General features: G+C 50.8%; 24 protein-coding genes, 2 tRNA genes and 1 rRNA gene. 11 read left to right on the top strand and 16 right to left on the bottom strand.

Annotation, left to right across the window (positions count from 1 at the left end; genetic code table 11):
- Window positions 1-178: 178 nt before the first annotated feature.
- The 5 genes from rrf to hemG all read left to right on the top strand — a co-directional run bounded on the left by rrf (window position 179) and on the right by hemG (window position 6,537).
- A 5S ribosomal RNA gene (gene rrf / locus T496_RS0113015) occupies window positions 179-291 on the top strand.
- Window positions 292-497: 206 nt separating this feature from the next.
- A complete protein-coding gene (locus T496_RS0113010; RefSeq protein WP_081783674.1) occupies window positions 498-2,573 on the top strand; it encodes a TonB-dependent receptor in 2,076 nt (691 codons plus the stop codon).
- Window positions 2,574-2,605: 32 nt separating this feature from the next.
- Window positions 2,606-3,814 (top strand): MFS transporter, encoded by a 1,209-nt coding sequence (locus T496_RS0113005; RefSeq protein ID WP_027451144.1) that lies wholly within the window; start codon window positions 2,606-2,608, stop codon window positions 3,812-3,814.
- Window positions 3,815-3,816: 2 nt separating this feature from the next.
- Entirely contained in the window at window positions 3,817-5,181 is a 1,365-nt protein-coding gene (gene hemN / locus T496_RS0113000; protein WP_027451143.1) for an oxygen-independent coproporphyrinogen III oxidase, read from the top strand.
- Window positions 5,182-6,537, top strand: a complete 1,356-nt coding sequence (hemG, locus tag T496_RS0112995) for a protoporphyrinogen oxidase (RefSeq protein WP_027451142.1) — start codon at window positions 5,182-5,184, stop codon at window positions 6,535-6,537.
- 47 nt (window positions 6,538-6,584) lie between these two features.
- On the opposite strand, the gene T496_RS0112990 is transcribed toward hemG, so the two are convergent.
- Window positions 6,585-6,658 (bottom strand) — tRNA-Thr (locus T496_RS0112990).
- A gap of 270 nt (window positions 6,659-6,928) precedes the next feature.
- Between T496_RS0112990 and T496_RS0112985 the strand changes: the two genes are divergently transcribed.
- Genes T496_RS0112985 through T496_RS0112960 form a run of 6 tightly spaced genes read left to right on the top strand, consistent with a single transcriptional unit; the run spans window position 6,929 to window position 11,175 of the window.
- Window positions 6,929-7,468 carry a DUF4199 domain-containing protein gene (locus T496_RS0112985; protein ID WP_027451141.1) on the top strand — a complete coding sequence of 180 codons (540 nt, stop codon included), beginning with the start codon at window positions 6,929-6,931 and terminating at the stop codon, window positions 7,466-7,468.
- Window positions 7,469-7,496: 28 nt separating this feature from the next.
- Window positions 7,497-8,450 carry a glycosyltransferase family 2 protein gene (locus T496_RS0112980; protein WP_027451140.1) on the top strand — a complete coding sequence of 318 codons (954 nt, stop codon included), beginning with the start codon at window positions 7,497-7,499 and terminating at the stop codon, window positions 8,448-8,450.
- The gene (locus T496_RS0112975; RefSeq protein WP_231478056.1) at window positions 8,447-8,923 is read left to right on the top strand and encodes a DUF6452 family protein; all 477 of its coding nucleotides are present in this window, start codon (window positions 8,447-8,449) and stop codon (window positions 8,921-8,923) included. The genes T496_RS0112980 and T496_RS0112975 overlap by 4 nt, the downstream gene beginning before the upstream one ends.
- Window positions 8,874-9,563 (top strand): DUF6048 family protein, encoded by a 690-nt coding sequence (locus tag T496_RS0112970; protein WP_027451138.1) that lies wholly within the window; start codon window positions 8,874-8,876, stop codon window positions 9,561-9,563. The genes T496_RS0112975 and T496_RS0112970 overlap by 50 nt, the downstream gene beginning before the upstream one ends.
- Before the next feature lie 2 nt (window positions 9,564-9,565).
- Window positions 9,566-10,504: an FAD:protein FMN transferase gene (locus T496_RS0112965; protein ID WP_027451137.1), complete on the top strand. Its 939-nt coding sequence runs from the start codon at window positions 9,566-9,568 to the stop codon at window positions 10,502-10,504.
- Window positions 10,505-10,512: 8 nt separating this feature from the next.
- Window positions 10,513-11,175 carry a Crp/Fnr family transcriptional regulator gene (locus T496_RS0112960; protein WP_044111288.1) on the top strand — a complete coding sequence of 221 codons (663 nt, stop codon included), beginning with the start codon at window positions 10,513-10,515 and terminating at the stop codon, window positions 11,173-11,175.
- Window positions 11,176-11,292: 117 nt separating this feature from the next.
- Here the strand turns inward: T496_RS0112960 and glmM are convergent, their stop codons facing one another.
- The 15 genes from glmM to T496_RS0112890 all read right to left on the bottom strand — a co-directional run bounded on the left by glmM (window position 11,293) and on the right by T496_RS0112890 (window position 24,931).
- Window positions 11,293-12,666, bottom strand: coding sequence for a phosphoglucosamine mutase (glmM, locus tag T496_RS0112955; protein WP_027451135.1), 1,374 nt, complete (start codon window positions 12,664-12,666; stop codon window positions 11,293-11,295).
- The gene (locus T496_RS0112950) at window positions 12,663-13,295 is read right to left on the bottom strand and encodes a DUF4827 domain-containing protein (RefSeq protein ID WP_027451134.1); all 633 of its coding nucleotides are present in this window, start codon (window positions 13,293-13,295) and stop codon (window positions 12,663-12,665) included. The genes glmM and T496_RS0112950 overlap by 4 nt, the downstream gene beginning before the upstream one ends.
- Window positions 13,296-13,407: 112 nt before the next feature.
- Complete coding sequence (locus T496_RS0112945) at window positions 13,408-14,445, bottom strand: DHH family phosphoesterase (protein WP_027451133.1); 1,038 nt, start codon at window positions 14,443-14,445, stop codon at window positions 13,408-13,410.
- A gap of 138 nt (window positions 14,446-14,583) precedes the next feature.
- A complete protein-coding gene (locus T496_RS0112940) occupies window positions 14,584-15,585 on the bottom strand; it encodes a beta-ketoacyl-ACP synthase III (protein ID WP_027451132.1) in 1,002 nt (333 codons plus the stop codon).
- A gap of 2 nt (window positions 15,586-15,587) precedes the next feature.
- A complete protein-coding gene (gene rpmF, locus T496_RS14795) occupies window positions 15,588-15,779 on the bottom strand; it encodes a 50S ribosomal protein L32 (RefSeq protein WP_081778395.1) in 192 nt (63 codons plus the stop codon).
- 21 nt (window positions 15,780-15,800) lie between these two features.
- Window positions 15,801-16,265, bottom strand: a complete 465-nt coding sequence (locus tag T496_RS0112935; RefSeq protein WP_316928900.1) for a YceD family protein — start codon at window positions 16,263-16,265, stop codon at window positions 15,801-15,803.
- Between the two features lie 117 nt (window positions 16,266-16,382).
- Window positions 16,383-17,519, bottom strand: a complete 1,137-nt coding sequence (locus T496_RS0112930) for a sensor histidine kinase (RefSeq protein ID WP_027451130.1) — start codon at window positions 17,517-17,519, stop codon at window positions 16,383-16,385.
- A gap of 9 nt (window positions 17,520-17,528) precedes the next feature.
- Window positions 17,529-17,903 (bottom strand): RidA family protein, encoded by a 375-nt coding sequence (locus T496_RS0112925; protein ID WP_027451129.1) that lies wholly within the window; start codon window positions 17,901-17,903, stop codon window positions 17,529-17,531.
- Window positions 17,904-18,011: 108 nt separating this feature from the next.
- On the bottom strand, window positions 18,012-19,583 hold the full coding sequence (locus T496_RS0112920; protein ID WP_027451128.1) for a YifB family Mg chelatase-like AAA ATPase: 1,572 nt from the start codon (window positions 19,581-19,583) through the stop codon (window positions 18,012-18,014).
- Window positions 19,584-19,612: 29 nt separating this feature from the next.
- Complete coding sequence (locus T496_RS0112915; protein WP_027451127.1) at window positions 19,613-20,614, bottom strand: DUF4369 domain-containing protein; 1,002 nt, start codon at window positions 20,612-20,614, stop codon at window positions 19,613-19,615.
- On the bottom strand, window positions 20,611-22,302 hold the full coding sequence (locus tag T496_RS0112910; protein ID WP_027451126.1) for a tetratricopeptide repeat protein: 1,692 nt from the start codon (window positions 22,300-22,302) through the stop codon (window positions 20,611-20,613). Before T496_RS0112910 ends, T496_RS0112915 begins: the two co-directional genes overlap by 4 nt.
- Window positions 22,303-22,390: 88 nt before the next feature.
- Window positions 22,391-22,475, bottom strand: a tRNA-Leu gene (locus T496_RS0112905).
- 92 nt (window positions 22,476-22,567) lie between these two features.
- Window positions 22,568-23,131 (bottom strand): hypothetical protein, encoded by a 564-nt coding sequence (locus tag T496_RS0112900; protein ID WP_027451125.1) that lies wholly within the window; start codon window positions 23,129-23,131, stop codon window positions 22,568-22,570.
- Entirely contained in the window at window positions 23,119-24,462 is a 1,344-nt protein-coding gene (gene argH / locus T496_RS0112895) for an argininosuccinate lyase (protein ID WP_027451124.1), read from the bottom strand. Before argH ends, T496_RS0112900 begins: the two co-directional genes overlap by 13 nt.
- Before the next feature lie 55 nt (window positions 24,463-24,517).
- On the bottom strand, window positions 24,518-24,931 hold the full coding sequence (locus T496_RS0112890) for an SRPBCC family protein (protein ID WP_027451123.1): 414 nt from the start codon (window positions 24,929-24,931) through the stop codon (window positions 24,518-24,520).
- Window position 24,932 lies beyond the last annotated feature (1 nt).

Raw genomic sequence — 24,932 nt, 5'->3', positions numbered from 1 at the left:
TGACGTCAAAGCCGAGCTGTACTAATTGCCCGAAAGCTTTCGCTTAAACGCGCTTTTACTTTCAACTGTATGGTTTTGCCTTATGGTTATACTATCAGTTCTTGTGTGCAAGATGTCTACCTATACGGTTGACGTAATTGTCAATTATCAATTGTCAATTGTCAATACGAAACGAATATTAGGTGGTTATTGCGGCGGGGTCCCACCTCTTCCCATTCCGAACAGAGAAGTTAAGCCCGCTTGCGCCGATGGTACTGCAATGCAATGCGGGAGAGTAGGAGGCCGCCATCTTTACAGAGAGCCCTGATTCAACACTGAGTCAGGGCTCTTTTTTTATTTCGTTTGTTATGCTTAGGTGTTTTTTGTTGATGATTTATCATGGTTTGGTTGGTGTGATTCGTACGGTAACAACCAAAAATCCATATAAATGGGGATTGCGCAGGTGTCGAGAAATGTGTAACTTTGCACCCGCAATCAATACGAACATATCGAGTTATATGAATGTAAGGTTTTTATGTGCGTTGTTATTCCCCGTCAGCGCTGTGGCAGAGGGAATCGAAGAGGTTGGCGATACGATGGTGGCTCGTCAGTTGAACATGAACGAGCTGACCGTGGTTGGCTTTAAACAGGATCCCACCAGTAAGGAGGCCCTGTCCATCACGTCGCTATCAAGTTCTGTGATCCGTCAGTCGGAGATGACCAGTGTGAAGGATCTGGGCTATATCGTGCCTAATTTCTTTATTCCAGACTATGGCACACGCCAGAACTCACCCGTCTTTGTGCGTGGCGTGGGTTCAAAGACCAATGGCCCTACCGTGGGCTTCTATATTGACGGAGTGCCCCACATGGAGCGCTCGGCCTTTGATGATGACCTCTTTGACCTGTCGTCGCTGGAGGTGCTGCGTGGCCCACAAGGCACGCTCTATGGTCGCAACTGCATTGGTGGTATTATCAATGCCTACACCCGTTCGCCCTTTGACTATCAAGGTACCCGCATCAAAGTGGGTTATGGCCGGCACAACGATGCCGTGGTGAACGCCAGTCACTATAACAAGGTGAGCGAAAAGGTGGCCTTTGCCGTGAATGGCTGCTATCATCACAACGATGGATACTTCCGCAATGCGTTTGATGGTAGTAAGATTGATAAGTTCAACGAGGGTTATCTGCGTGGACGTGTGTTCCTGAAACCCACTGAGCGCTGGACACTGGTGGCCGACCTGAGCTATAGAAACAGTGACCAGGGTGGCTATCCCTATTCTACTTACAATCCCGAAACCCGTGAGTCTGGCAGCATTAACTATAATCGTTACAGTTCCTATCTGCGCCAGTTGACCACGGCAGGCCTGAATGCCCGCTACGATGGCAATGGCTTCAGCTTCAACAGTCAGACGGCCTATCAGTATATTGACGACCAGCAGGGCATTGATCAAGACTTTACACCCAAAGATAATTACTGGGTGAACCAGAGTGTTCGCCAGAATATCTTCAGCGAAGAGCTGACCATCAAATCGACCACCAAGAGTGCCTATCAATGGATGTTTGGTGCATTCTTCTTTAGCGACAGCTACAAGAAAGCGCTCTACACCACCTATATTGCGCAGAACTACTGCACACCAAAGTATTATGACAGTCCTACAACGGGCGTGTCTGTATATCATCAGTCTGCGTTGAAGCTCCTTGCCGGACTGAAAGCCAAGTTGGGCTTGCGCTTCGACTATGAGCATGCCAAGGAAGACTATCAGGCCTACAGGACAGCCTCGGCATGGGATCGCGTGCTGGGCACACCTGCAGATTCCTACAATAGTAAGTTGAACTTCACACAGCTGACGCCGAAGTTTACGCTCGAGTATCAGTTTAATGATGACTATATGATCTATGGTTCGCTGACCAGAGGTTATAAGACCGGTGGCTTCAACTCTACCTTCATCGAGGACAATGAGCGTACCTACGACCCCGAGTACAACTGGAACTATGAAGTGGGTGCTAAGACAACCTTCTTCAATCATGCGCTGCAGGCTGACCTGACGCTGTTTTATGTGGACTGGCGCCATCAGCAGATCACACAGACCGTTCCCGGCGTGGGTAACATCACCCGCAATGCTGGTCACTCGGACAGCAAGGGCGTGGAGCTTGGTATGACGATTCGCCCCTGGCAGCCGCTGACCTTCCGCCTGACCTATGGTTATACGTATGCGCGCTTCCTGGACTATAAGAAAAGCGAGACCGTCAGCTACACTGGCAAGATGTTGCCCCTTGTGCCACGTCAGACCCTCGCTCTCAGAGGTGCCTATACCATCCTGCCAGGCTGTTCGGCGATCGACCGCATCGTGCTGAGTGCAGGTGTGAACGGCATGGGTAAGATCTATTGGAACGAAGACAATCTGGTAAACCAGCGCTTCTATGCACTGCTCGATGCCAAGGTGAGCGTGACCTCAGGCCGACTGACTTGGGAGGCGTGGGGTAAGAACCTGACGAATACAGACTACCTGACTTACTACTTCAAGACCAGTCAGGGCTACGGGCAGCAGGGCCGCCCTGTATCTTTCGGCACATCGCTGATTTTTGATATCTAAATACATATATGCAATCAGAAGTTCAAACAAAGATTAACCACATAATAAATAAAGAGGGCAGAGGAGGCATCGGCTTAACGATGTTCTTCTGCCTTTACATTGCCCAGAGTATTCCATCCAGCTTCTTTGCTACGGCGCTGCAGGTGATGATGCGCGAGGCTCACTACTCGTTGGCCACCATCGGACTGCTGCAGTTGGTGAAGTTGCCATGGGTGTTGAAGTTCTTATGGTCGCCAGTGGTGGACCGCCACTGTCTGACGGGTCGCGACTTCCGTCGCTGCATCATTGGCAGCGAGTGTGTGTATGCACTGTTCATCGTTTTGGCAGGTCTGCTGGATGTGAACAACAACCTCTATCTGATCATAGCACTGGTATGTCTGTCGCTAGTGGCATCTGCCACACAAGATATTGCCACCGATGCGCTGGCCATCCTGATGCACGGAGGCAAGGATAAGAGCATGGTGAACAGCATGCAGTCGATGGGCAGCTTTGGTGGTGCCCTGATAGGCAGTGGCCTCTTGCTGCTGATACTACACGCCTTCGGATGGCGTAGCGTCACCCTGTGTCTGGGTGCTTTCGTGCTGCTGATGCTGGTTCCGCTGATCATGCGCCGTGAACCCGAGATTGTGGCTAAGACGACGAAGGAACGTGCCAAGTGGAGCGACTTCGCCTCGTTCTTTGCACAGCGTGGCATCTGGCGCCAGATAGGTTTCCTCTTGCTCTACTACGCCAGCATTATCGGTATCCTGTCGATGATGCGCCCATGGCTGGTAGATTTGGGCTACACGATGAAAGAAATCGGTGTGATGAGCGGCATGGTAGGTACATCGGCAGCATTCTGCGCCTCGTTTGGCGCCGGTTTTCTGGTGCGCCGCATCGGCGTGCATGCTTCGCGCGTGCTTTTTGCCCTGTTTATCGTGCTGACCACACTCTATTTCCTCGCAATGTCATACGTGTCACAGCCCTCAGCATGGCTGCTCTACTTTGGTATCGTCCTGATGTGGTCCAGCTATGGCATGGCCACCATCGTGGTTTATACCTCGGCCATGGAATGCGTGCGAAAAGGACGCGAAGGTACCGACTTCACCATTCAGACCGTGCTGACCCATCTGAGTGGCATCCTCATTGCTTCTCTGAGTGGCGGCGTGGCAGATCATTTTGGTTATCACGGTCTTTTCCTCACCGAATGTGTCATCGCCGTCGTCTCACTATTATATATCCTCGTATTCTTTAGAAAATAATCATGCAACCAGAGATTATTCAAAAATACAATAAGCCGGTGCCTCGATACACCAGCTATCCACCAGCCAACTACTTCGGAGATTTCTCTGAGGCTGACTATCTGCGTGCGGTGGAGGCATCAGACAAGGCCCGACAGAACCAGATCTCGTTCTATCTGCATATCCCCTTTTGTCGCCATCTGTGTCACTACTGCGGTTGTAACTCTTACCCCGCAGCAGCACCCGAGACGGTGAAAGCCTACGTGGAAGCCTTGCATCAGGAGATCGATCTGGTGGCCAAACATATAGACCGCAATCGTAAGATTGCTCAGATACACTATGGTGGTGGCAGTCCAACATCGATACCTATTGAGATGATCAAGGAACTGAACGAGCATCTGCTCAGTATCGCTCCCGTCATCGACCGGCCCGAGATTGCCATTGAGTGCCACCCCGGCTATCTGGACGAACAAGCCTGGCAGCAGTTGACCACCTGTGGATTCACACGCTATAGCATTGGCATGCAGGACCTGAAGGAAGAGGTGCTGAAGGCTGTCAACCGCAGGCCATCGCTACTGCCGATGAAGACCGTGCTTGACATTCTGCGGGCATCGGGTGCGACGGTTAATTTCGACTTTATCTATGGCCTGCCACATCAGTCGGCCGACTCTTTCCAGCAGACCATTGAGCAGGCTGCCGCCTTGCGTCCCGACCGTCTGGTCACGTTCTCGTATGCGCATCTGCCCAAGCTCTTCCCACGTCAGCAGATACTGGACCGCATCGGTCTGCCTTCTGCCGAAGAGAAGAACCGCATGTTTGAGGTGGCAACCAGTGTCTTGACACAGGCGGGCTATCAACGTATCGGACTGGACCACTTCGTGTTGCCCGAAGATGAACTCTTCACGGCATTGCAGTCGGGCGCGTTGCACCGCAACTTCCAAGGCTATTGCACGCGCCGCACCACCGCACAGGTCTATGCCTTTGGCGTGACAGCCATCAGCCAGTTGGACGATGCCTATGCACAAAACGGACGTGATATCAAGGAGTATATAGAAACTATCGGTCGTCAGCAGTTATACATCCGTCGTGGATGTCAGCTCACCAACGACCAGAAGATGGTGCGCGAGGTGGTTGAGACGCTGATGTGCAACTACACTCTGAACTGGGAGGATGTGGCCGAACGCCTGGGTGTCACGGTAGATGCACTGCGCAGTGCCTGCTGTTATGACGAGGCGCGCCTGAAGGAGATGGCCCATGACGGCATTCTGGACTTCGACGACCAGCACATCCTGGTGCATAGCGAAGGCCGACCACTGGTGAGATGTGTGGCAGCAGCCCTGGATCCGTTGGTACAACATACAGACAAACAATTTTCTAACCCGATATAAATGATGAAGCAAGAACGTGATATCGTAGTTATTGGTGCAGGACTGACCGGTCTTGCTACGGCTTTCAACCTGCGTAAGAAAGGGCGTGATGTCCTCGTATTAGAGAAGGAGAACCGCGTGGGCGGACAGATACGCACCTTTACTGAGGATGGCTTTACGTTTGAAAGTGGTCCTAACACCGGTGTGGTCTCGTTTCCAGAGGTGACAGAACTGTTTCAGGACCTGGCAGGACGCTGTGAGCTGGAGACCGCCCGCGAGTCGTCTAAGCGACGCCTGATATGGAAGGGACGTAAGTTTCATGCGCTCCCCTCGGGCCTCGTGTCGGCAGTCACCACACCACTGTTCACCCTGAAGGATAAGTTCCGCATTCTGGGAGAACCATGGCGCAAGAAAGGTACCGACCCTAACGAGTCGGTAGGCTCTCTGGCTCAGCGACGACTGGGACGCTCGTTCTTTGAATATGCTGTTGACCCATTCGTGTCGGGCGTCTATGCCGGCGACCCGATGAAGTTGACCACACGCTTTGCCCTGCCCAAACTCTATAATCTGGAAGCCAACTATGGTAGTTTTGTGCGTGGCGCCATTGCCAAGCGAAAGGAACCTAAGACCGATCGCGACCGACTGGTCACGAAGAAGGTGTTCTCCGCTCATGGTGGTCTGCAGAAAATGGTGGATGCCCTGGCACAGGGTGCCGACATCGTGACGGGCGCTCAGCATATCAAGGTGCAGCCAAACGAAGGAGGCACCTGGCGTGTGAGCTATAACGACGGTCAGGATGAGGTGGTGTGCCGCCGCGTGATCACCGCGGTAGGTGCTTATGCGCTGCCAGAGTTGCTGCCCTTTATCCCTGATACCCTCATGAAACCTATCAGCAGCCTCTATTATGCCCCCGTGATTCAGGTAAGTGTGGGTGTTCGCGATACGCAAGGACTGGACTATCCCGCCTTTGGCGGTCTGGTTCCCAGCAAAGAACAACAGAAGTTGCTGGGCATACTCTTCCCCTCGGCATGCTTCGTAGAGCGAGCTCCAGAGGGCGGTGCGCTCTTTTCCTACTTCATGGGTGGCGTCCGCCATGCTGACTATCTGAAGAAGAGCGATGGCGAGATACGTGAGATGGTGATCGAGGCATTCCATTCAATGCTGAAATATCCAGAGACGATGACGCCCGACATGATACGCATCTTCCGTCATGAGCGCGCCATACCTCAGTATGGTGAGGATAGCGGTAAGCGATTTGAAGCTATAACCTGTATCGAACAGCAATATCCTGGTTTGATATTGGCAGGAAATATGCGCGATGGCATCGGCATGGGCAACCGCATTCATCAAGCAGCGATGGTGGCCAACGACCTATAGAAAACAAAAAAGGACAGACGTTGCGTCTGTCCTTTTTCATTTGGGTGAGCCTCTTGTCGGATTCGAACCAACGACCCCGAGATTACAAATCACGTGCTCTGGCCAACTGAGCTAAAGAGGCGGGTGGGTAAGCGATCTATATCGCGCCGCTACAACCAAGTACCCTTGCTACGTTCCCGTCCTGGGGGATTCCAAGGGAGCTGGCCGTACAGGACTTACCCGTGGTTGCTTTTAAGCGGGTGCAAAGGTACATAATAAAATTAAGAATTAAGAATGAATAGTTGGGATTTTTATTGTTTTAACTATTTTTTAAGACAACGTCCGTGTTATGTGGCGGAAAATGCGTATATTTGCATCGTTTTTCATGTTATAATTCAAAATAGTTAATTAATTGACCCCAACGGACTATATACAGTTAAAGGCCTTTGCCCGTTCAGACGGGTTCTGGTTGGCACTTCTCTGGATTGCCAGCTTTGCCTTTTACCTTTTAGGACTGGCCACACCGACCTTAAGTCTTGTGGCTTTATTATTGGCTTTTGCCACGCCAATACTCGTATGGAAGCGCTTGAAACACTTCCGTGACTACGGGTTGGAAGGCAACATCTCGTTTCTGCGTGCCTGGGCATACGTCATCATGTCGTTCTTCTATGGCTCAGTGCTTTTTGCCATTGCTCAGTTCTGCTACTTCAACTTCCTGGATCAGGGCTACCTGTTGGCGATGTATGCCAAGATGATGGAGCTGCCTGAGAATGCTGAGGTTATCAAGCAGGCAGGCATGCAACAGATGGTTGACGATGCTTTGAACTCACTGGGCTCGTTGCGCCCGATAGATCTGTCGCTGAACCTGCTCACCACTCATTTGATGATGGGCGTGGTGATGGGATTGCCCATTGCCGGACTTTTACAGCGAAAGGCCAGTGTGAATAGCTAACGTTTTCTTGAATAATCAAAAGAATAGCATGGATATATCAGTTGTAATACCTCTTTATAACGAGGAAGAATCAATTGGCGAACTTTACGGTTGGATTGAGCGCGTGATGCAGGAGAACAATTTCTCTTACGAGGTGATCTTCATCAGCGATGGCTCTACCGATGGTTCATGGGAGATTATCAAACAGCTGCAGGCTCGTTCGCCTCAGGTGAAGGGTATCAAGTTTCGTCGTAACTATGGCAAGAGCCCCGCACTATACTGTGGTTTTGCCGAGGCACAAGGTGATGTGGTGATCACGATGGATGCCGATCTGCAGGACTCACCCGATGAGATTCCGGCACTCTACCGGATGATTACCGAGGAGAAGTACGACCTGGTGAGCGGTTATAAGCAGAAGCGCTACGACCCACTGTCGAAAACACTGCCCACCAAGCTCTTTAATGCCACTGCCCGCAAGGTGAGTGGCATCCGCAACCTGCATGACTTCAACTGCGGTTTGAAGGCCTATCGCCGGGATGTGGTGAAAAATATTGAGGTGTATGGCGAGATGCATCGCTATATCCCTTATCTGGCCAAGCAGGCTGGTTTCAACAAGATTGGCGAGAAGGTGGTGCATCACCAGGCGCGTAAGTATGGCACCTCTAAGTTTATGGGGTGGAACCGCTTTGTCAATGGCTATCTGGATCTGCTCACACTGTGGTTCCTCTCTACGTTTGGCAAGAAGCCCATGCACGTGTTTGGCTTCCTGGGCACACTGATGTTCCTGGTGGGTTTTGTGTCTGCCTTTATCATTGGCGCTAACAAACTCTATTGTCTGGCTGCGGGAATACCTGAGCGTCTGGTCACGGAGTCTCCCTTCTTCTACATATCTTTGACCATGATGATGATGGGAACACAGTTCTTCCTGACTGGCTTCTTGGGTGACCTGGTGAGCCGCACGTCGAACAATCGTAATGACTATCAGATAGAGACGAAGATATGATGCAACTGAGACGGGTGGCTTTGTGGATGATGGCAGCAGTGGGCCTTGTGGCTTGCTCAAGCATAGATTGTCCTATACAGACCACGGTAGAAGTGAACTATGTGCTGAACGATACGCTCAAAGACACGTTGACCGTGCTGACAAAGAGGGCCGACCGACAGGACACCATCTTGCTGAACCGTGGGGTGGGGCTCACCAAGTTTGCTTTGCCCATGAGTAGTGGTCAGCCTGTAGATACTCTTGTATTCCAGATCGTCAATAAACAGAAGGCAATGACGATTGATACGGTGTGGATCAAGAAAGATGATATCCCACACTTTGAGTCGGTTGACTGTGCTACACATTTCTTCCATCATATCACTCAGGTCAGCGCCACGCATGTAGCCATCGATACTTTGTTTATTCTCAATCCATCTGTGACCTATGACATATCAGCGAAACATATCGAGATACATTTCAAGAATAGCCATTAGTCTGTTGCTGCTGATGGGCCAACAGACGGTATTCGCTCAGGGCTTCTTGAAGTTGGAGCGCGACAGCGTGCCCCTCTTTCGAGGCTTTGCAGTGTCGGCCGACTTGGTGGGTGCTGCACAGATGATGTTGGGCGACTACGGACAGTACGAGGGTGCGTTGCGACTGAATCTGCATGACCAGTATTTCCCAATTGTAGAGGTGGGCTATGGCAAGGCCAGTCATGAGAATGATGCCGTGACGCATATCACCTACCGTACGAAGGCACCCTATTTTCGTGTGGGTGTCGACGTGAACATCATGAAGAAGAAGCATACGGGCAATCGTATCTTTGCCGGTGTGCGCTATGCCTATACGAATTATAAGGTGGACATCTCGGAACCCGCTACGCAGGATCCTGTATGGCAATGGGATGCTGCCACCGACGTGAAAGGGCTGCGACTCTATCAGCACTGGGCAGAGGTGCTGTTCGGCATCGATGCCAAGGTGGCTGGTCCGCTGCATCTGGGGTGGAGCGTTCGCTATCGCATGCGCATGTCGCACAATGATAATCAGATTGGTCAGGCTTGGTATGTGCCTGGTTATGGCCTACAGGACACGGGCAATCTGGGAGCAACGTTTAACGTAAGTATTGATATTTAAAGATGAAACAGACAACTGTTTTACTGGCTGCACTCTGTGTCGTTCTGTTGTCGGCCTGCCGGTCGCACGAGTATCAGAAAAACAATGGCATGATCTTTGGAACGGTTTATCACGTGACCTATGCCTACGACAAAGACTTGCAGGAAGAAATTGAAAAAACACTGATGGCTGTTGACGGCGAGTTCTCGATGTTTAACGAGGAATCGACGGTCTCTCATCTGAACAGAGGCGAGCAGTGGCCACAGAGTGAGATGTATAAGTCGCTCTATCAGTTGGCTCAGACTGTCAATAAAGAGACAGAGGGTGCCTTCGACATTACTGTGGCACCGCTGGTCAATGCCTGGGGCTTTGGTTTCAAACATGAGCAGTTGCCCACCAAAGAGCAGGTGGACAGCCTGCTGAAGGTGCGCGACCAGTTGGACTTCAGCGCCATAGCCAAGGGCTTTGGTTGCGACGAGGTGGCTCGTCTGCTCGATGCTAAGGGTATTACAGACTATATGGTGGAGATCGGTGGCGAGGTGGTTGTCAAAGGAAAGAGCCCCAATGACCTGCCTTGGCGCATTGGCGTGATGAAGCCTGTGGACGACTCGCTGAGTATTGACGGCGAGATGCAGGCCGTACTGAGCATCACGGATAAAGCAATGGCTACCAGTGGCAACTATCGCAACTTCTACTACAAGGATGGTAAGAAGTATGCGCATACGATAGATCCTCGTACGGGCTATCCCGTTCAACTGACGCTGTTGTCGGCCACGGTATTTGCCGACGAGTGTGCTATGGCCGATGCTTATGCTACGTCGTTCATGGTGATGGGGGTTGACAAGGCTAAAGAGCTGTTGGCGCGTCATCCTGAGTTGGCTGCCTATCTCATCTACAGCGATGAGGAGGGGCATCCCGTGGTGTGGTACTCTGACGCTGTGAAGGATTTGATTGTTGAATAGTTCTCGTTATGCGCATCTACGACCAACTGCTACAATTCCCGTTGTTCCAAGGCATGAGCCGTGCGGAACTGTTGCAGTTGGCCGGTAATACGAAGTTTGGTTTCCAAAAGCAACCGCCACGAAAGACGATTATTCGTGAAGGGGACACATGCAGTCAACTGCTTTTCCTGATAAGTGGAAAACTTGAGTTTGAACGCCAGAGCGATGATCATACTTATATGGTTACAGAACAGGTGCACGCGCCTTGGTTGGTACAGCCCGAGGTGCTGTTTGGTGCACAACCGCAGTATCTCTATACGGTGAACACACTGACCGAAGCCCACTTTATCCTTCTATCGAAAGACGAGGTGCTGCGTTTGCTCGATGACTTCCTGATATTCCGATTGAACATGCTTAACCTCCTGTCCACACAGTCGCAACGACGTGCACATCTGCCTTGGCGGCGCGCGCCGAAGAGTCTGCGTGAACGCATCGTTCGTTTTATGTTGGACCACTGTACCTATCCTGCCGGACAGAAGGAGTTCCATATCCTGATGCGCCACCTGGCGCAGGAGGTAGGCGATAGCCGGTTGGACGTGTCGCGTGAACTGAATGCCATGCAGAACGAAGGACTGCTTCAACTGGCTCGCGGACGAATTATCATCCCCTCGTTGGAACGCTTGTTTATGTAGATAATAAGGAGTAGGGTATTTAAGAAGATAAGAAAGATAAAGAGATATGAAAACAAAAGACAGCTGCTTTGTTAATGGCAAAGCAGCTGTCTTTTATCTTGTGATATGTCGTGAGCCTTATTGCATGTCATAGACTACCTGCATCAACTTCTTGCCAATGGCATCGGCCTCTTCCATGGTTTTAGCCTCGCTGTAAACGCGGATAATAGGCTCCGTGTTTGACTTGCGCAGGTGAACCCACATGGTGGGGAAGTCAATCTTTACACCGTCGATATCGTTGACTGTAGCCTCGGGATCGCCGGCAAACATCTCCTTCACCTTCACCAGAATGGCATCTACGTCGGTCTCAGGCGTCAAGTCGATGCGGTTCTTGGCTATCTGATAATCGGGGAAGGTCTTGCGCAGCTCGCTGGCCTTCATGCCTTTCTGAGCCAGACTGCTCAGGAACAGGCCGATGCCTACCAGTGCATCGCGACCGTAGTGGCTCTCGGGATAGATGACACCACCATTTCCTTCGCCACCGATAACGGCGCCCACCTCTTTCATCTTTGTGGTGACGTTGACCTCGCCGACAGCTGCAGCGGTGTATTTGCCTCCGTGTTTCTCGGTGACATCGCGCAGAGCACGGGTAGAAGACAGGTTGCTGACGGTGTTGCCCTTGTCGTGTGACAGCACGTAGTCGGCTACGCTGACCAGTGTGTATTCTTCACCAAACATTTTGCCGTCCTCACAGATGAATGCCAAACGGTCAACATCGGGATCGACCACGATACCGAGATCGAAGCCTCCCTGACGCATCTTGTCCATGATACCCTGCAGGTTCTTCTCCAATGGCTCGGGATTATGAGCAAACTGACCGGTGCATTCTCCATTCAGAATCTCGAACTCCACGCCAAGGGCCTTGAAAAGCTCGGGCAGGATGATGCCGCCAACCGAATTGATTGTATCTGCACAGACACGGAACTTGCGCTGTTTGATGGCGGCTACATCAACCAGTCGCAGGTTGAGCACTGACTGGATGTGCTGCTGGTTCATGGTGTCGTCGGTGATGACGCGTCCCAACTTCTCTACAGGGGCGTAGTTGAAGTCTTCAGCTTCTGCTATGCGCAGTACCTCGGCACCGTCGGCTGCAGTCAGGAACTCACCCTCGTTGTTCAGCAACTTCAGCGCATTCCACTGAGTGGGGTTGTGGCTGGCAGTGATGATAATACCGCCATCGGCCTTGTGCCAGCGTACGGCCAACTCGGTGGTTGGTGTGGTGGCCAAGCCAATGTCAATCACTTCATAGCCCATGCCAACCAATGTGCCGCAGACCACGTCGCGAACCATGGGGCCAGAGATACGGCCGTCGCGACCTACTACGATGCGCTTGCCGCCAATAAAGGTGGCGTAGGCTGTTGTGAACTTAACGATGTCAAGTGGGTTGAGCGTGTCGCCCGTATGTCCGCCGATTGTTCCGCGGATACCTGAAATAGATTTAATCAGTGTCATATATCAATAGAACGTACAAAACTAATTTCGTAATAATAGGGGTAAACATAGCTGCTAGCTACGCTGTGACCTTGGGTGTGGGGCACGATTAGTCGTACTTTTGCAATGTGATCGTCTTCGGTGCGAGGACGACCTACGTTGACGTACTTCAGTGGCACCAGCCAACCTGTGGGTACAGACTCTGTGTTATAGGCCGACATCATGACGCCGTCTGTCAGCGAGGCGGTGAACACGTTGCCTTGACGACGCACGTTCATCACGTCAACATCATAGGGAGCGGTGTCGTTGTAGATGGCTGTAGAGTCCAGCAGACACAGTTCGAGGAATCTGACCATCAGGTCGCTATTCTCGCCATCGCGCAAGGGCTCGCCGCAGCCTTTATGCACAATCTGCATATAGACGCCGGTATTGTTCATATACACGAACTCGTTCTTGCTATTGTCGGTCATGTCGCCCTGCTTGTGGAAGACATCCTCGCTAATCACGTTGATGGCAGAGTCAGCCAGAAATTGTTTGATAGCAGCGCGCTCTTTATTTTTCTTGTCGCCATAGGTCTCGTAGTCGTTGCAAGCTACGAATGTGGTGGCCAGGCAAAACAGCGACAGCAGTGCTATGATGGTATGCTTCATGTTTCTTTTTTTGTTCTAAAAATCAACTGCAAAGATACGAAATAAAAGTGAATAGGGCTTGGAATATGTGAAGAATTTGTTACCGCTTGTGTTTATTTAACGGTTTGCATTTTTACTTCAGTTGCTTCTCGAAGGCCAGAATAGCACTCTTGGTGATGTTGACGGCTTCGTCCATAGAACAGAGAAGTCGTCCGCCAGAGGCATTCAGATGGCCACCACCGTTGAAGAATTGAGCTGCCATCTCGTTGCAGGGGAACTGATCAACACTGCGCAGGCTCACCCAGATGGTGTTCTCCTTCTCGGTATCTTCGCGCAAAGAGATGCTCAACTTATGACCTTTTATCTGGAGAGGCATGTTGACCAGGCCTTCAGCATCGCCCTTTACGAAGTTGAATTTCTTCAGTACGTCGCGTGTCAGCGTGAAGAAACTGGCGTGTCTCTCGCTGTCAACAACCAGACTCTGATACATCACGTAGCCCATCAGGCGGATTCGATCCTCGGAGAAGTTGTGGAACACGTTGCGATAGATCTTGTCTTTGTTGATATGCTTAGTCAACAATTCGCCGATGATGAAGAAGATGTCTGGGTCGCTCGAGTTGTAGGTGAAACCGCCAGTGTCTGTCATCATGCCGCAATAGACGGGGATGGCAAAGTTTTTATCCAACTGTTCGAAGCCGCCCATCTGCCATACCAGGCGGAACACCAGTTCGCAGGTGGAAGAAGCCTTGGGGTGTGATACGGTCAATACCGTGTCAACATCGGGGTTGGGATGGTGATCTATCAGCACCTTCCTAGCTGGCGAAGAACTCAATGCCTGTTGCATCTGATCCACGCGAGAAGCCGTGTTGAAGTCAAGACAGAATATCAGGTCGCAGTTCTTTAAGGTCCATTCGCAGCCCTGTTGGAACTTGTCGAAGCGTACAATCTTTTGTGTGTTAGGCATCCACTGCAGATAGTCGGGATATTGGTCGGGAATAATGATTTGTGCTTCCTTTCCAAATACCACGCGTAGGTATTCTGCCCAACCTAAACTTGAGCCTAAAGCGTCGCCATCGGGGTTTTGATGGCAAGTGATGACAATCGTTTCACTTTGTTTAATGAGGGCTGTCATCTGCTGACACTCCTCTTGTGTAAGTATATTATTTAGCATAATTGGGTGCAAAGTTACTAAGAAGCCATAAAAGAACCAAATTTTTATGGGAGTTCTTTCTCGCTCAGAAGAGACAATAAAAAAGAGACGAGATATCATTAAGATAAATCGTCTCTTTTATACTGTAAATGGTTATGTTTACTTGCCATCATAAGCCCAGCGGAGATAGTTGGCTCCATGAACGAAACCTGCTCCGAAGGCAGTCATGATGATATTGTCACCCTTCTTCAGTTTTGACTCATATTCCCAAATGGCTAAGGGAATAGTAGCAGCAGAAGTGTTACCGTAGTGTTCAATGTTGACCATCACTTGATCCATGGGCAGTTCCAAGCGTTTAGCTACAGCCTCAATGATACGCATGTTGGCCTGATGAGGAATCACCCAGTTGATGTTGTCCTTGTTCAGACCGTTGCGCTCAGCGATAAGTGCACAGTCGTCACTCATGTTGGTTACGGCATAGCGGAACACCGTGCGACCCTCCTGATAGGTGTAGTGCATGCGGTGATCTACAGTGAAATGGCTAGCAGGACTTACAGAGCCACCAGCCTTCATGTGAAGGAATGGCAGACCCATACCATCGGTGCGAAGGTAAGAGTCTATAAGTCCAATATTCTCTTCTTCTGTGCCTTCAAGCATCACTGCGGCAGCACCATCGCCAAAAAGAGGACATGTGTTGCGGTCCTTATAGTCGGTAGCCGACGACATCTTGTCGGCACCAATCAGGATGATGCGCTTGTAGCGACCGCTTTGAATCATGCTTGAAGCAACGTTCAGCGAATAGAGGAATCCGCAGCAGGCTGCAGAGAAATCGAACGCCATGGCGTTCTTCAACCCCAGTTTGCCGATGACGATGCTGGCGGTAGATGGAAAGTGATAGTCGGATGTAGAGGTGGCTACAATCAGAGCATCAATAGAATCGGGATCGGCGCCCGTCTTCTTCATGAGCTGCTTGGCAGCCTTGCGCGCCATATAAGAAGTGCCGAGACCCTCTTCAGTGAGGATTCGGCGCTCCTTGATTCCGACACGCGTCATAATCCATTCATCGTTGGTGTCGACCATGCGTGACAATTCCTCGTTGGTGAGGACATAGTCGGGCACGTAGCCTCCGACGCCGGTGATGATCGCGTTAATTTTTCCCATTCTTATTCAGCTACTTCTTCGTCCATCTTGATAGCAACCTTACCGCGATAGTATCCGCAAGTTGGGCATACTGTGTGGTAAACATAGTAAGCGCCACAGTTAGGGCATACTGCCAGTGTAGGAGCTACAGCCTTGTCGTGGGTACGACGCTTGGCGGTACGAGTGTTTGATTGTCTTCTTTTAGGATGTGCCATAATGAATTACTATTTTAAAATTTAACTTTTTTCTTTTAATTTAAGTAGTGCACTCCACCGCGGGTCTATCTCTCGTGCGTCCGCATCACTGCTTCGGGCAGCCGAATGCTGTTCTAGCACTCGCATCATTGCATCGTTACAATCGCCAGGTTGATGAACGTGCTGGATGGGTACCGCCAGTATGATTGACTCGTAGATGAACCATGCAATGTTGAGCACGGCGTCGTGCTCCTCCACTGTGATGATGTCATCATCCTCGGCGTATGTGTCGCCCAGCTTAATCACTAAGCGCAAGTCGGCCTCTATAGGCTGGTCCATCAGGTCCAGACAGCGGTCGCAGGGGATGCGAATGGTGCCAGTGGTGTGAAGTTGAAGCTCAAAAAAGCCGACGGCCTTGCGTATAGACCCCGACACATGCAACGAGCCTTCTTGCACCTGTGCACCTTCAAGCGCCTCGAAAAATTGGTTATCAAGGCTGTATTCCAAGGATGTTTCGTCCTCGGTAAGTGCCTTTAAATCAATCAGAAAACGCTCTAAACCACACATAATCACACTATTTCGGGCTGCAAAGTTACAAACTTTTTTTCAAATACGAATAATTTATTATGATTTTTTTCGCATTTCGATGCGGAAGGTTGTGCCTCTACCTACCTCTGAATCTTTGACATAGATGTGTCCGTGGTGATATTGTTCCACAATTCTTTTTGCCAAAGACAGGCCTAAGCCCCATCCGCGCTGTTTGGTGGTGAAGCCCGGTCGGAATACGTTTTTGATGTCTTTCTTTTTAATACCCTTGCCTGTGTCGGCTACTTCGATAGCCACGATGTCGTCTTCCTCCAGAAGCCACAAGTCTATCTTTCCACTGCCGCCTTCCATGGCGTCCACGGCATTCTTGCAGAGGTTCTCTACAACCCACTCGAATAGCGAAGCATTCATCTTCACTACGACGTCGTGGTTGGGGTAGTGCCCTTTGATGATCACTTTCTGTGAGGTGCGTTTGTCCATATAGGCTATCACGCGATCCAGAAGTTCGTTCACAGAATCGTCAACGGGCTCGGGTAGTGAACCAATCTTTGAGAAACGTTCGGCGATGCGCTCCAGTCGTTTGACGTCGTTTTCCAGTTCGGGTATCAGCTCGTCTTGTGGATAAGTTTCTTTGAGCACTTCCACCCATGCCATCAGACTCGAGATGGGGGTGCCCAGTTGGTGGGCTGTCTCTTTCGAAAGTCCTACCCATACCTTGTTCTGCTCTGCCCGTTTAGATGAGAGGAGGGCAAAGATGGCCACCACCACAAAGATCATGACGATGCCCAGTGCCCAATAGGGATACTGGGTCAGTCGTTTCAGCATCGTTGACTCGTCGTAGCACACCAGTTGGTAGGTGTCAAAGACTTCGATGCGGATAGTATCACCAGCGGCTTTCATGCGTAGGGCGTACTTCTGCACATCGACGTCTTCTTCAATGTTACGATAGTCCATCACCTCGTCTTCTGCACTTAGCACAATGACGGGGATGGTGTTGTTGCCCTCTATGACGGCTGTGGCCAATGACAGGTCGGTGTTCTCATCGGCTTGGTTGACAAAATTCATGGCCTGTGCCCACACATCCATTTTGCGTTGTTCCTCTTTCTGAAGGTCGCGCACAAGGAGGTGTGACACCAAGAGTGAGGTAACGGCTATGATGATTGCTGCCGCTACCAACCAAATCTTTACTTGCCTGATTCTGTCGGTCCACTGCATGGCAACTCCTTATTCAGCAGCCACCACCTCAATCTCTACCAGTGCATTCTTTGGTAATGTCTTCACCGCTACGGCTGAGCGGGCAGGGAAGGGCTCGCAGAAGAACTGGGCATAGACCTCATTCATGGCGGCAAAGTCGTTCATGTCTGCCAGGAATACGGTGGTCTTTACAACGTTCTTCATCGTCAGACCTGCTTCTTCCAGAATGGCTTTGACGTTGTTTAGAGACTGCTGCGTCTGTTCTTTAATGCCGCCTTCGGGAAAAGCACCAGTGGCAGGGTTCAGGGGAAGCTGACCTGAGGTGTAAACGAGGTTTCCGACTCTGATGGCCTGACTATAAGGACCGATGGCTCCGGGAGCCTTTGAAGTGCTGATTGCTTTCATCTTTTAATTTATATTAATATGGTATATTGGCGCAAAGATAATAATAATCTTCAAAAGAACAATAGAAAAGCCTCCATTTTCTTTCTATTCCATGTTGGCGGCTGGGGCTTATACACCTCTCTCTGCCCAGTCGCCTCTATCCAAGTTTCTGTAGCCGATGGCTTCGGCGATGTGCATGGACTGCACCTTCTCGGAGCCGGCAAGGTCGGCGATGGTGCGGGCCACCTTGAGGATGCGGCTGTAGGCACGGGCTGATAGTTTCAGGCGTTCCATGGCCATGCGCAGCATGTCGAGGCTTTCTGCATCGGGCTCGGCAAACTCGTGGAGCATCCGCTCCGTCATCTGGGCGTTGCAGTGGGGGCGGCTCGTCGCTCCGCCTTTTCCCTGGGGAAGGGAGCTGAAGCGCTCTGTTTGGATGTTGCGAGCCCGAATGACGCGCTCGCGAATGGATGCAGAAGGTTCTCCGGGCTGCATCTTGCTGAGTTCTGCAAAGGGTACGGCCTGTATTTCACAATGGATGTCAATGCGGTCGAGCAGTGGACCCGATATCTTGTTCATGTAGCGTTGTATCTGTCCTGGCGTGCAAACACATTTATGGAGTGGGTCTCCGTAGTATCCGCATGGACAGGGATTCATGGATGCAATAAGCATGAACGAACAAGGGTAGTCAACGTTATATTTTGCACGGCTAATGGTTATCTTGCGATCTTCCAGTGGCTGGCGCAGAACTTCCAGTACTGTTCTCGAGAGCTCTGGCATCTCGTCTATGAATAACACACCATTATGTGCCAGTGAGATCTCACCTGGTTGGGGATTGTTGCCACCACCCACGAGTGCTACTTGCGAGATGGTGTGATGGGGTGCGCGGAAAGGGCGCTGACTGATGAGGCTGGTGTCGCGTGGCAGTTTGCCTGCAATGCTGTGAATCTGAGTGGTCTCAAGACTCTCTGACAGTGATAATGGTGGAAGAATGCTGGGCAGACGCTTAGCCATCATCGATTTACCTGAGCCTGGAGGGCCAATCATAATCAGGTTATGACCGCCGGCTGCCGCTATCTCGAGCGCACGTTTCACGCTTTCCTGTCCGCGAACGTCGCTGAAATCGTATTCAAAATGACATTGTTGCTCGTAGAATTCTTTGCGGGTATCTATTTTCAGGGGTTCATAGATGGATGAGCCATTGAAGAAGTTGACCACGTCCATCAAGGAGTCCATGCCATAAACATCGAGGTTGTTGACCACGGCAGCCTCGCGTACGTTCTGACTAGGCACAATCAGACCTTTGTATTTGTCTGCACGAGCTTTGATGGCGATGGGCAGAGCGCCGCGAATAGGATTCAGGCGGCCGTCAAGTCCCAGTTCGCCCACCATCATAAATTGTTCCAATTGACTGCAGTCTATCTTATTGTCGGCAGCCAGGATGCCGATGGCCAGCGGCAAGTCATAACTACTGCCTTCCTTCTTAATGTCGGCAGGCGCCATGTTAATGGTGATATCGGCATTGGGAAAACGAAAGCCAGAGTTGTTGAGTGCTGCACGAATACGGTCGATACTCTCGCGTACGGCAGTGTCAGCAAGACCCGACATGTGGATGTTTACACCACGTACAATGTTTACTTCGTTGGTTACGGTTGTAGCTTCCAGTCCATTGACGGCTGCGCAATAGGTTCTGACGAGCATAGGTTGTTTTAGTTATTTTGTTTTTTGTGTTATTTGATCATGGCTCTGATCTTCTCTTCCAGTTCTGAGGCCGATAGGTTGCGTGCTATAATGTTGCCTTGTTTGTCGGCTATGATATTTCCGGGAACAGAAGTGATTCCTAAGGTTGCAACGAGCGGTGAATCCCACAGTTTGCCATCGCAGATGTTAGGCCATTTGATACTGTCTCGGTCCAGGGCGTAGCGTCCTTCCTCAGCAGTGGCGTCTAGGCAGACAGACATGATGGCAAGGTCACTGCCATATTCATTCTGTAACCGTTGCATCTGATGAAGTATGTTTTGTGATTCATAGCTCCATGCCGCCCATGCGATGACCACGTTGGCGGTGGCTTGCAACTGTTGCTGAGTGGCTGTTCTTCCTTTTGTGTCTATCGCCGAGAACTGTGGCAGTTTTGCTTTCGGTCCAATGCCACGCAAGGCATCCAGCTGATGACTTAGACGTTGCATGGTGATGTTTTCCGGTTGCGCTTTAGCAATGGCCGCAGCCAGACGTGCTGTCAGTGCATAGTCAGGATCTGTATCTTGGATGAAATAGCGTCGCAACATATAGATACTGAGTGGCGAAGCAGGGTTCTCTTCAATAAACTGCTGTGCGTTTTTTTTGACTTCAGGGGGTGTCATGTTGTTGATACGCAGTCTGAAGTCTGTCATCTTCTTGTTGTCGGGGGTGCCCAGTATCTTTGTTTCTTTCAAATGGGAAACATCACCATCCATCTTAACGGTAGCACCAGGCATGGCGAAAATGGGCAACTCGGAGTAGTTGGGGAAGAGCAGGGCATAGGTGATGGTGTCGTTGAGATAGACATCGTAAACGAATCGTCCGTCGTTCACTTTGATGGTGTCTTTGGTGCCTTGCTCCAGATTATAAAGATAGAACTCACCTTGATTCAGGTTCTTGAACTGTCCTTCAAGGCGAAAACGGTTGCCTGACCCGCCGCAAGCAGCGAGTAGGCAACCGATGATCGTTATTAACAACCAGTTTCTGGTTCTCATTTCTTAATGTTTACGAGTTCGAGATCCTTAGCAGCATATTCTGCCAGTGTGGGATCCTTAGCGATGGCCTTCTGAAGAGCCTGTGCAGCCTCGGCGTTGTTGCCTGTACGGGCATTGAGGATAGCTGCAAGGTAGAAGGTTGTTGCATCAGCGTTCTTAACGCCCTTCAGAGTGTTAGCAGCAGCCTGATAGTTCTTGTTCAGGATCTGTGCCAGAGCAGCAGAGTTGGTCTTCAGGTTGCCGAAGTCCTGCTCAGCCTGTGCATACTTGCCCTGTGCCAGGTGCAGGTTGCCCAATACCTCCTGCAGACCGTTAGCGCTTGAAGCCTTTGCAATATAGCTCTCAGCGTTCAGCATGTCGCCCTGCTTCAGTGCCAGCAGACCCAGGTTTGCGTTAGCCTCGGCCAGGTTGTTGTTCTGCTTCTGGGCCTTAGCTACCCACTGGCTAGCCTCCTTGTCGTTGCCCTTAGCATAAGCAAGTACGGCCAGGTTGTTGTAGGCACGAGCATCGTTGGGATAGAGCTCTACAGCCTTCTTGTAGTAAGCCTCGGCAGCAGCGGCATTGTCCTCGTCGAGAGTAGCACCATAGAGCAGCTCCTCGATGCTCAGCTTGGTAGCATCGCTCTTGAACTGTTCCTGAATCTGCTCGTCGTCACGACCGATCAGCTCGTAGTTGATGGTCAGACGAGCGCGGCGCAGCTGAGGCAGGATACCGTCGGCCAGCTCGCGGAAAGCAGAAGAGATGTTCTTGATCTGCTGCTCGCGCTCCTCAGGATCCTGATACATAGAAAGCACGCGCAGGATAACATCCTTGTCCTGGATGTCGCTGGCAGCAACCAGCTCCTGGAAACCTTCCCAGTCCTCTGCAGTGTATTTAGTGTCAACAGTTGCATCCAACTTAGCTTTCTTCATCTCCTTTGCTACATATTTCTCAGCAACGTCCTGACGCTTGCCAGCCAGACGCTCGTTCACCTTGTAACCACCATCGGGTGATGCGTATGCAGAAACCTCAACGCCATCGAGGAGCATACCCTCCTGATCCTTAACGATGGTGCTCAGCAGACGAACGAACTCTTTTACTGAGTTGTTCTGAAGCTCGCTCTTGCGCAGCTGTGCCTGACCGATGAGGAACTTGATGTTAGCTTCCTGCTTCTTCTCGATGATGCGCTGGAAAGCATCCTGAGCAACAGCAGCCTGTGCAGAAGTGAGTGCACGCTTGTAGAGCTCAGAGGTAGCGATCACGCCATTGGCAACCTTCACTTCGGGCACCTTTACAGTCTTCTTGCCAACCTTAGCGTCGAAGGTGAGGTACAGCTCGCTCTGCTGCATCTCGGGCTGATAAGCAAATGTGCTCTTCATAGCGTAGCGTCCACCCAGACGGTATGAGATGGTCTGGTCGTTGCCCAGCACTTTCTCACCCTGGAAGGTAGCGCTCTCGCCAGCCACCTGCTTCACACCATCTACGGTCTGGAAGCGCAGCTGAGGAGTAACAGTTACAACAGCCTTCTTCTTCATGTATTTCTCGGGGAACATGCCATTGATGGTTGCAGAAACCTCGCCAGCTTGTGTTTCCAATGGATTTGGTGTTACATTGAAATTGTCGGCCGAGAGTGCACCAAGCTTTCCCGAACATGATGTCAGCATTGCAACAGCAACAGCTGACAATAAAATAGTTCCTTTATTCTTCATTTTCTCTTAAATAATGTTTTGATGTTAAGTTTTGATCTATCTAATTTAAAACGTTAAAGGATTCGATATGCTTCGAATCCTTTGTCCGTGCCGCGAGCGGGACTCGAACCCGCACAGCCTTTTCGGGCCAAGGGATTTTAAGTCCCTCGTGTCTACCATTCCACCATCGCGGCAGCCTTTTTTTGCATTATATGTAGTGATTTTCTTAAAAATCGGTGCAAAGGTACATTTATTATTCGTAAACACCAAATGTTTTCACACTTTTTCAGGGATTGCGTACTTGGAGGATACCTTGATTTCTGTCGTAGTTTACTCGTCTGTACTGTTCCAGAGGTCTTCCTTCTGGTCCACTTTCTACATAGCTAATGCTGCTGTAGATATTATAAACACGTTGACACTTGTTGCATTTCAGGAGATGAGGCTTCGCTCCCCACACGAGTTCCGAGTTGAAGTCGCAGTTAGGACACTGCAGGTCGTAGGCGCACAAAACGCCCTCGTACGTACGTCCGATGACGAGTCCACGCTTATGTCCCATGGCATTGTAGTTCAGTCGTTCGTTGCCGATGGCCGTGGTCATGGGCAGGTCAAGGTCTGCTTGGTTGTAAGAACCCTGATTGGGGGTGCATTTCAGGTGAACTGGGCTGGTTCCTGTTGCCTTCACGATGCAGAAATCACCACCATCACTGCTGACAGCCTTTGTCAGGGCACTGCTGGGAAAAAGGAAGGCCTGAAACAGGAAGTTACAATAGGTGTTGCTATACTGTGGGTCTTCTTCGCAGGCACACAGTAGGCATAATAAACTTATAACTAATGGTTTCAGTCTTCGCATGAACTCAGAAGTTGCTTCTCGGCCTTGCTTACACGCTCAAAGCCAAATCCATCCAGCACCTGCTGCATCAGTTCGCTGATCTGGTCGTTCATCAGGTTGCCAATGCTCCCTTCGTGCGTGTGGTGTATATCCTTGCAAGGCGTGAATTTACCAGCTTCGATGTCGAGTCCCACCTTCTTGTAGGCATCGCGGAAAGGCATGCCCTCGGCAGCCAGGCGGTTGACCTCTTCTACAGAGAACATCGGGTCGTAGCGAGGATCGTCGAGAATATGGTCGTTCACCTCGATGCGGTTGATGATGTAGGCTGTCATGCGCAGGCAGTCGAGCAGTTCGTCGAAGGCAGGCAGGAACACCTCTTTGATGATCTGCAGGTCGCGGAAATAGCCCACGGGCAGGTTGTTCATCATCAGTGTGATCTGCTGAGGCAGACTCTGCAGCTTGTTAGACTTAGAACGAATCAGTTCGAAGACGTCGGGGTTCTTTTTATGCGGCATGATGCTCGAACCCGTGGTACACTCCTTCGGCAGTTTCACAAAACCAAAATTCTGACAGTTGAACATGCAGGCATCGAAGGCCAACTTAGCCATGGTGCCAGCGATGGTTGCAATGGCGAAGCCCACGTTACGCTCCATCTTGCCACGCCCCATCTGCGCATAAACCACGTTGTAGTCCATCGAGTCGAAGCCCAGCAGGTCGGTGGTCATCTGTCGGTTCAGGGGAAAAGAGCTGCCATAGCCTGCAGCCGAACCCAAGGGGTTGCGGTTGGTCATCTTATAGGCCGCCTGCAGAAACAGCATGTCGTCGGCCAGGCTCTCGGCGTAAGCACCAAACCACAGACCAAACGAAGAAGGCATGGCCACCTGCAGATGGGTGTAGCCTGGCATCAGCACGTTCTTATACTGATTGCTCTTGGCTATGAGCTGGTCGAACAAGTCTTTGACAGCTTCTGCCACCAACTGCAGCTGATGACGGGTGAAAAGCTTGAGATCCACCAATACCTGGTCGTTGCGTGAACGGCCCGAGTGAATCTTCTTACCCATGTCGCCCAACTTGCGAGTGAGCATCAGTTCCACCTGTGAGTGGACATCCTCGATGCCATCCTCAATTTTGAACTCGCCGCGCTGTGCCTGGTCGTAGATGTTCTTCAACTCTGCCAGCAGTACGGGCAGTTCGTCCTTACCCAGCAAGCCAATGCTTTCGAGCATGGTGATGTGAGCCATCGAACCCAGCACATCGTATGGTGCCAGGTAAAGGTCCATCTCACGATCGCGCCCCACGGTGAAGCGTTCTATCTCGCTATTAATCTCAAAGTCTTTTTCCCAGAGCTTCATGATTGTTCTCCTGTCGTTTTTGTTTGTTGTTGTGTCGTTGTCTCGTTGCTACGAGTTAAACATATGGTACCATGGCCAGCGCGTCGGCAATCTTCTCTACGCCGTCCTGCAGAGGTCCGCTTACCATTGCTTTCAGCATGAAGGGAATGTCGGCCTTGACGGTGACCTTCATCTTGGATGTGGTCTCGCTGACTGGCAATACCTGAATCCAGAGGTTGAAGGCTATGGGCGACTGCGTACTCTCGAACTTCACGCATTTCGGCTCGTCACGCTCTACAATCTGCAGGGTGATGCTGCCCACCATTGGAGCATTCACCGTCACAGAGTCTTTGTCAAACGAGAAGTCCTTGATCTTATCTTCAGGTATTCTGCCACGTACGCGTTCCAGATTGCTCAGGTCGCTGATCAGGTTATATACCGCCTCTTGCGAGTAGGGTATTTGCTTGACGCTACTTTCAAATTTTGACATA

Source organism: Xylanibacter brevis P6B11 (assembly GCF_000621825.1).
GTDB classification, from domain to species: domain Bacteria; phylum Bacteroidota; class Bacteroidia; order Bacteroidales; family Bacteroidaceae; genus Prevotella; species Prevotella brevis.
This window is presented reverse-complemented; position numbering and strand designations above follow the sequence as displayed.

Excerpts from the sequence above, each read along its gene's own strand:
- T496_RS0113010 (WP_081783674.1), top strand. The coding sequence starts at position 498 with ATGAATGTAAGGTTTTTATGTGCGTTGTTATTCCCCGTCAGCGCTGTG.
- hemN (WP_027451143.1), top strand. The coding sequence starts at position 3,817 with ATGCAACCAGAGATTATTCAAAAATACAATAAGCCGGTGCCTCGATAC.
- hemG (WP_027451142.1), top strand. The coding sequence starts at position 5,182 with ATGATGAAGCAAGAACGTGATATCGTAGTTATTGGTGCAGGACTGACC.
- T496_RS0112980 (WP_027451140.1), top strand. The coding sequence starts at position 7,497 with ATGGATATATCAGTTGTAATACCTCTTTATAACGAGGAAGAATCAATT.
- T496_RS0112975 (WP_231478056.1), top strand. The coding sequence starts at position 8,447 with ATGATGCAACTGAGACGGGTGGCTTTGTGGATGATGGCAGCAGTGGGC.
- T496_RS0112970 (WP_027451138.1), top strand. The coding sequence starts at position 8,874 with ATGACATATCAGCGAAACATATCGAGATACATTTCAAGAATAGCCATT.
- T496_RS0112965 (WP_027451137.1), top strand. The coding sequence starts at position 9,566 with ATGAAACAGACAACTGTTTTACTGGCTGCACTCTGTGTCGTTCTGTTG.
- T496_RS0112960 (WP_044111288.1), top strand. The coding sequence starts at position 10,513 with ATGCGCATCTACGACCAACTGCTACAATTCCCGTTGTTCCAAGGCATG.
- glmM (WP_027451135.1), bottom strand. The coding sequence starts at position 12,666 with ATGACACTGATTAAATCTATTTCAGGTATCCGCGGAACAATCGGCGGA.
- T496_RS0112950 (WP_027451134.1), bottom strand. The coding sequence starts at position 13,295 with ATGAAGCATACCATCATAGCACTGCTGTCGCTGTTTTGCCTGGCCACC.
- T496_RS0112945 (WP_027451133.1), bottom strand. The coding sequence starts at position 14,445 with ATGCTAAATAATATACTTACACAAGAGGAGTGTCAGCAGATGACAGCC.
- T496_RS0112940 (WP_027451132.1), bottom strand. The coding sequence starts at position 15,585 with ATGGGAAAAATTAACGCGATCATCACCGGCGTCGGAGGCTACGTGCCC.
- rpmF (WP_081778395.1), bottom strand. The coding sequence starts at position 15,779 with ATGGCACATCCTAAAAGAAGACAATCAAACACTCGTACCGCCAAGCGT.
- T496_RS0112930 (WP_027451130.1), bottom strand. The coding sequence starts at position 17,519 with ATGCAGTGGACCGACAGAATCAGGCAAGTAAAGATTTGGTTGGTAGCG.
- T496_RS0112925 (WP_027451129.1), bottom strand. The coding sequence starts at position 17,903 with ATGAAAGCAATCAGCACTTCAAAGGCTCCCGGAGCCATCGGTCCTTAT.
- T496_RS0112920 (WP_027451128.1), bottom strand. The coding sequence starts at position 19,583 with ATGCTCGTCAGAACCTATTGCGCAGCCGTCAATGGACTGGAAGCTACA.
- T496_RS0112915 (WP_027451127.1), bottom strand. The coding sequence starts at position 20,614 with ATGAGAACCAGAAACTGGTTGTTAATAACGATCATCGGTTGCCTACTC.
- T496_RS0112910 (WP_027451126.1), bottom strand. The coding sequence starts at position 22,302 with ATGAAGAATAAAGGAACTATTTTATTGTCAGCTGTTGCTGTTGCAATG.
- T496_RS0112900 (WP_027451125.1), bottom strand. The coding sequence starts at position 23,131 with ATGCGAAGACTGAAACCATTAGTTATAAGTTTATTATGCCTACTGTGT.
- argH (WP_027451124.1), bottom strand. The coding sequence starts at position 24,462 with ATGAAGCTCTGGGAAAAAGACTTTGAGATTAATAGCGAGATAGAACGC.
- T496_RS0112890 (WP_027451123.1), bottom strand. The coding sequence starts at position 24,931 with ATGTCAAAATTTGAAAGTAGCGTCAAGCAAATACCCTACTCGCAAGAG.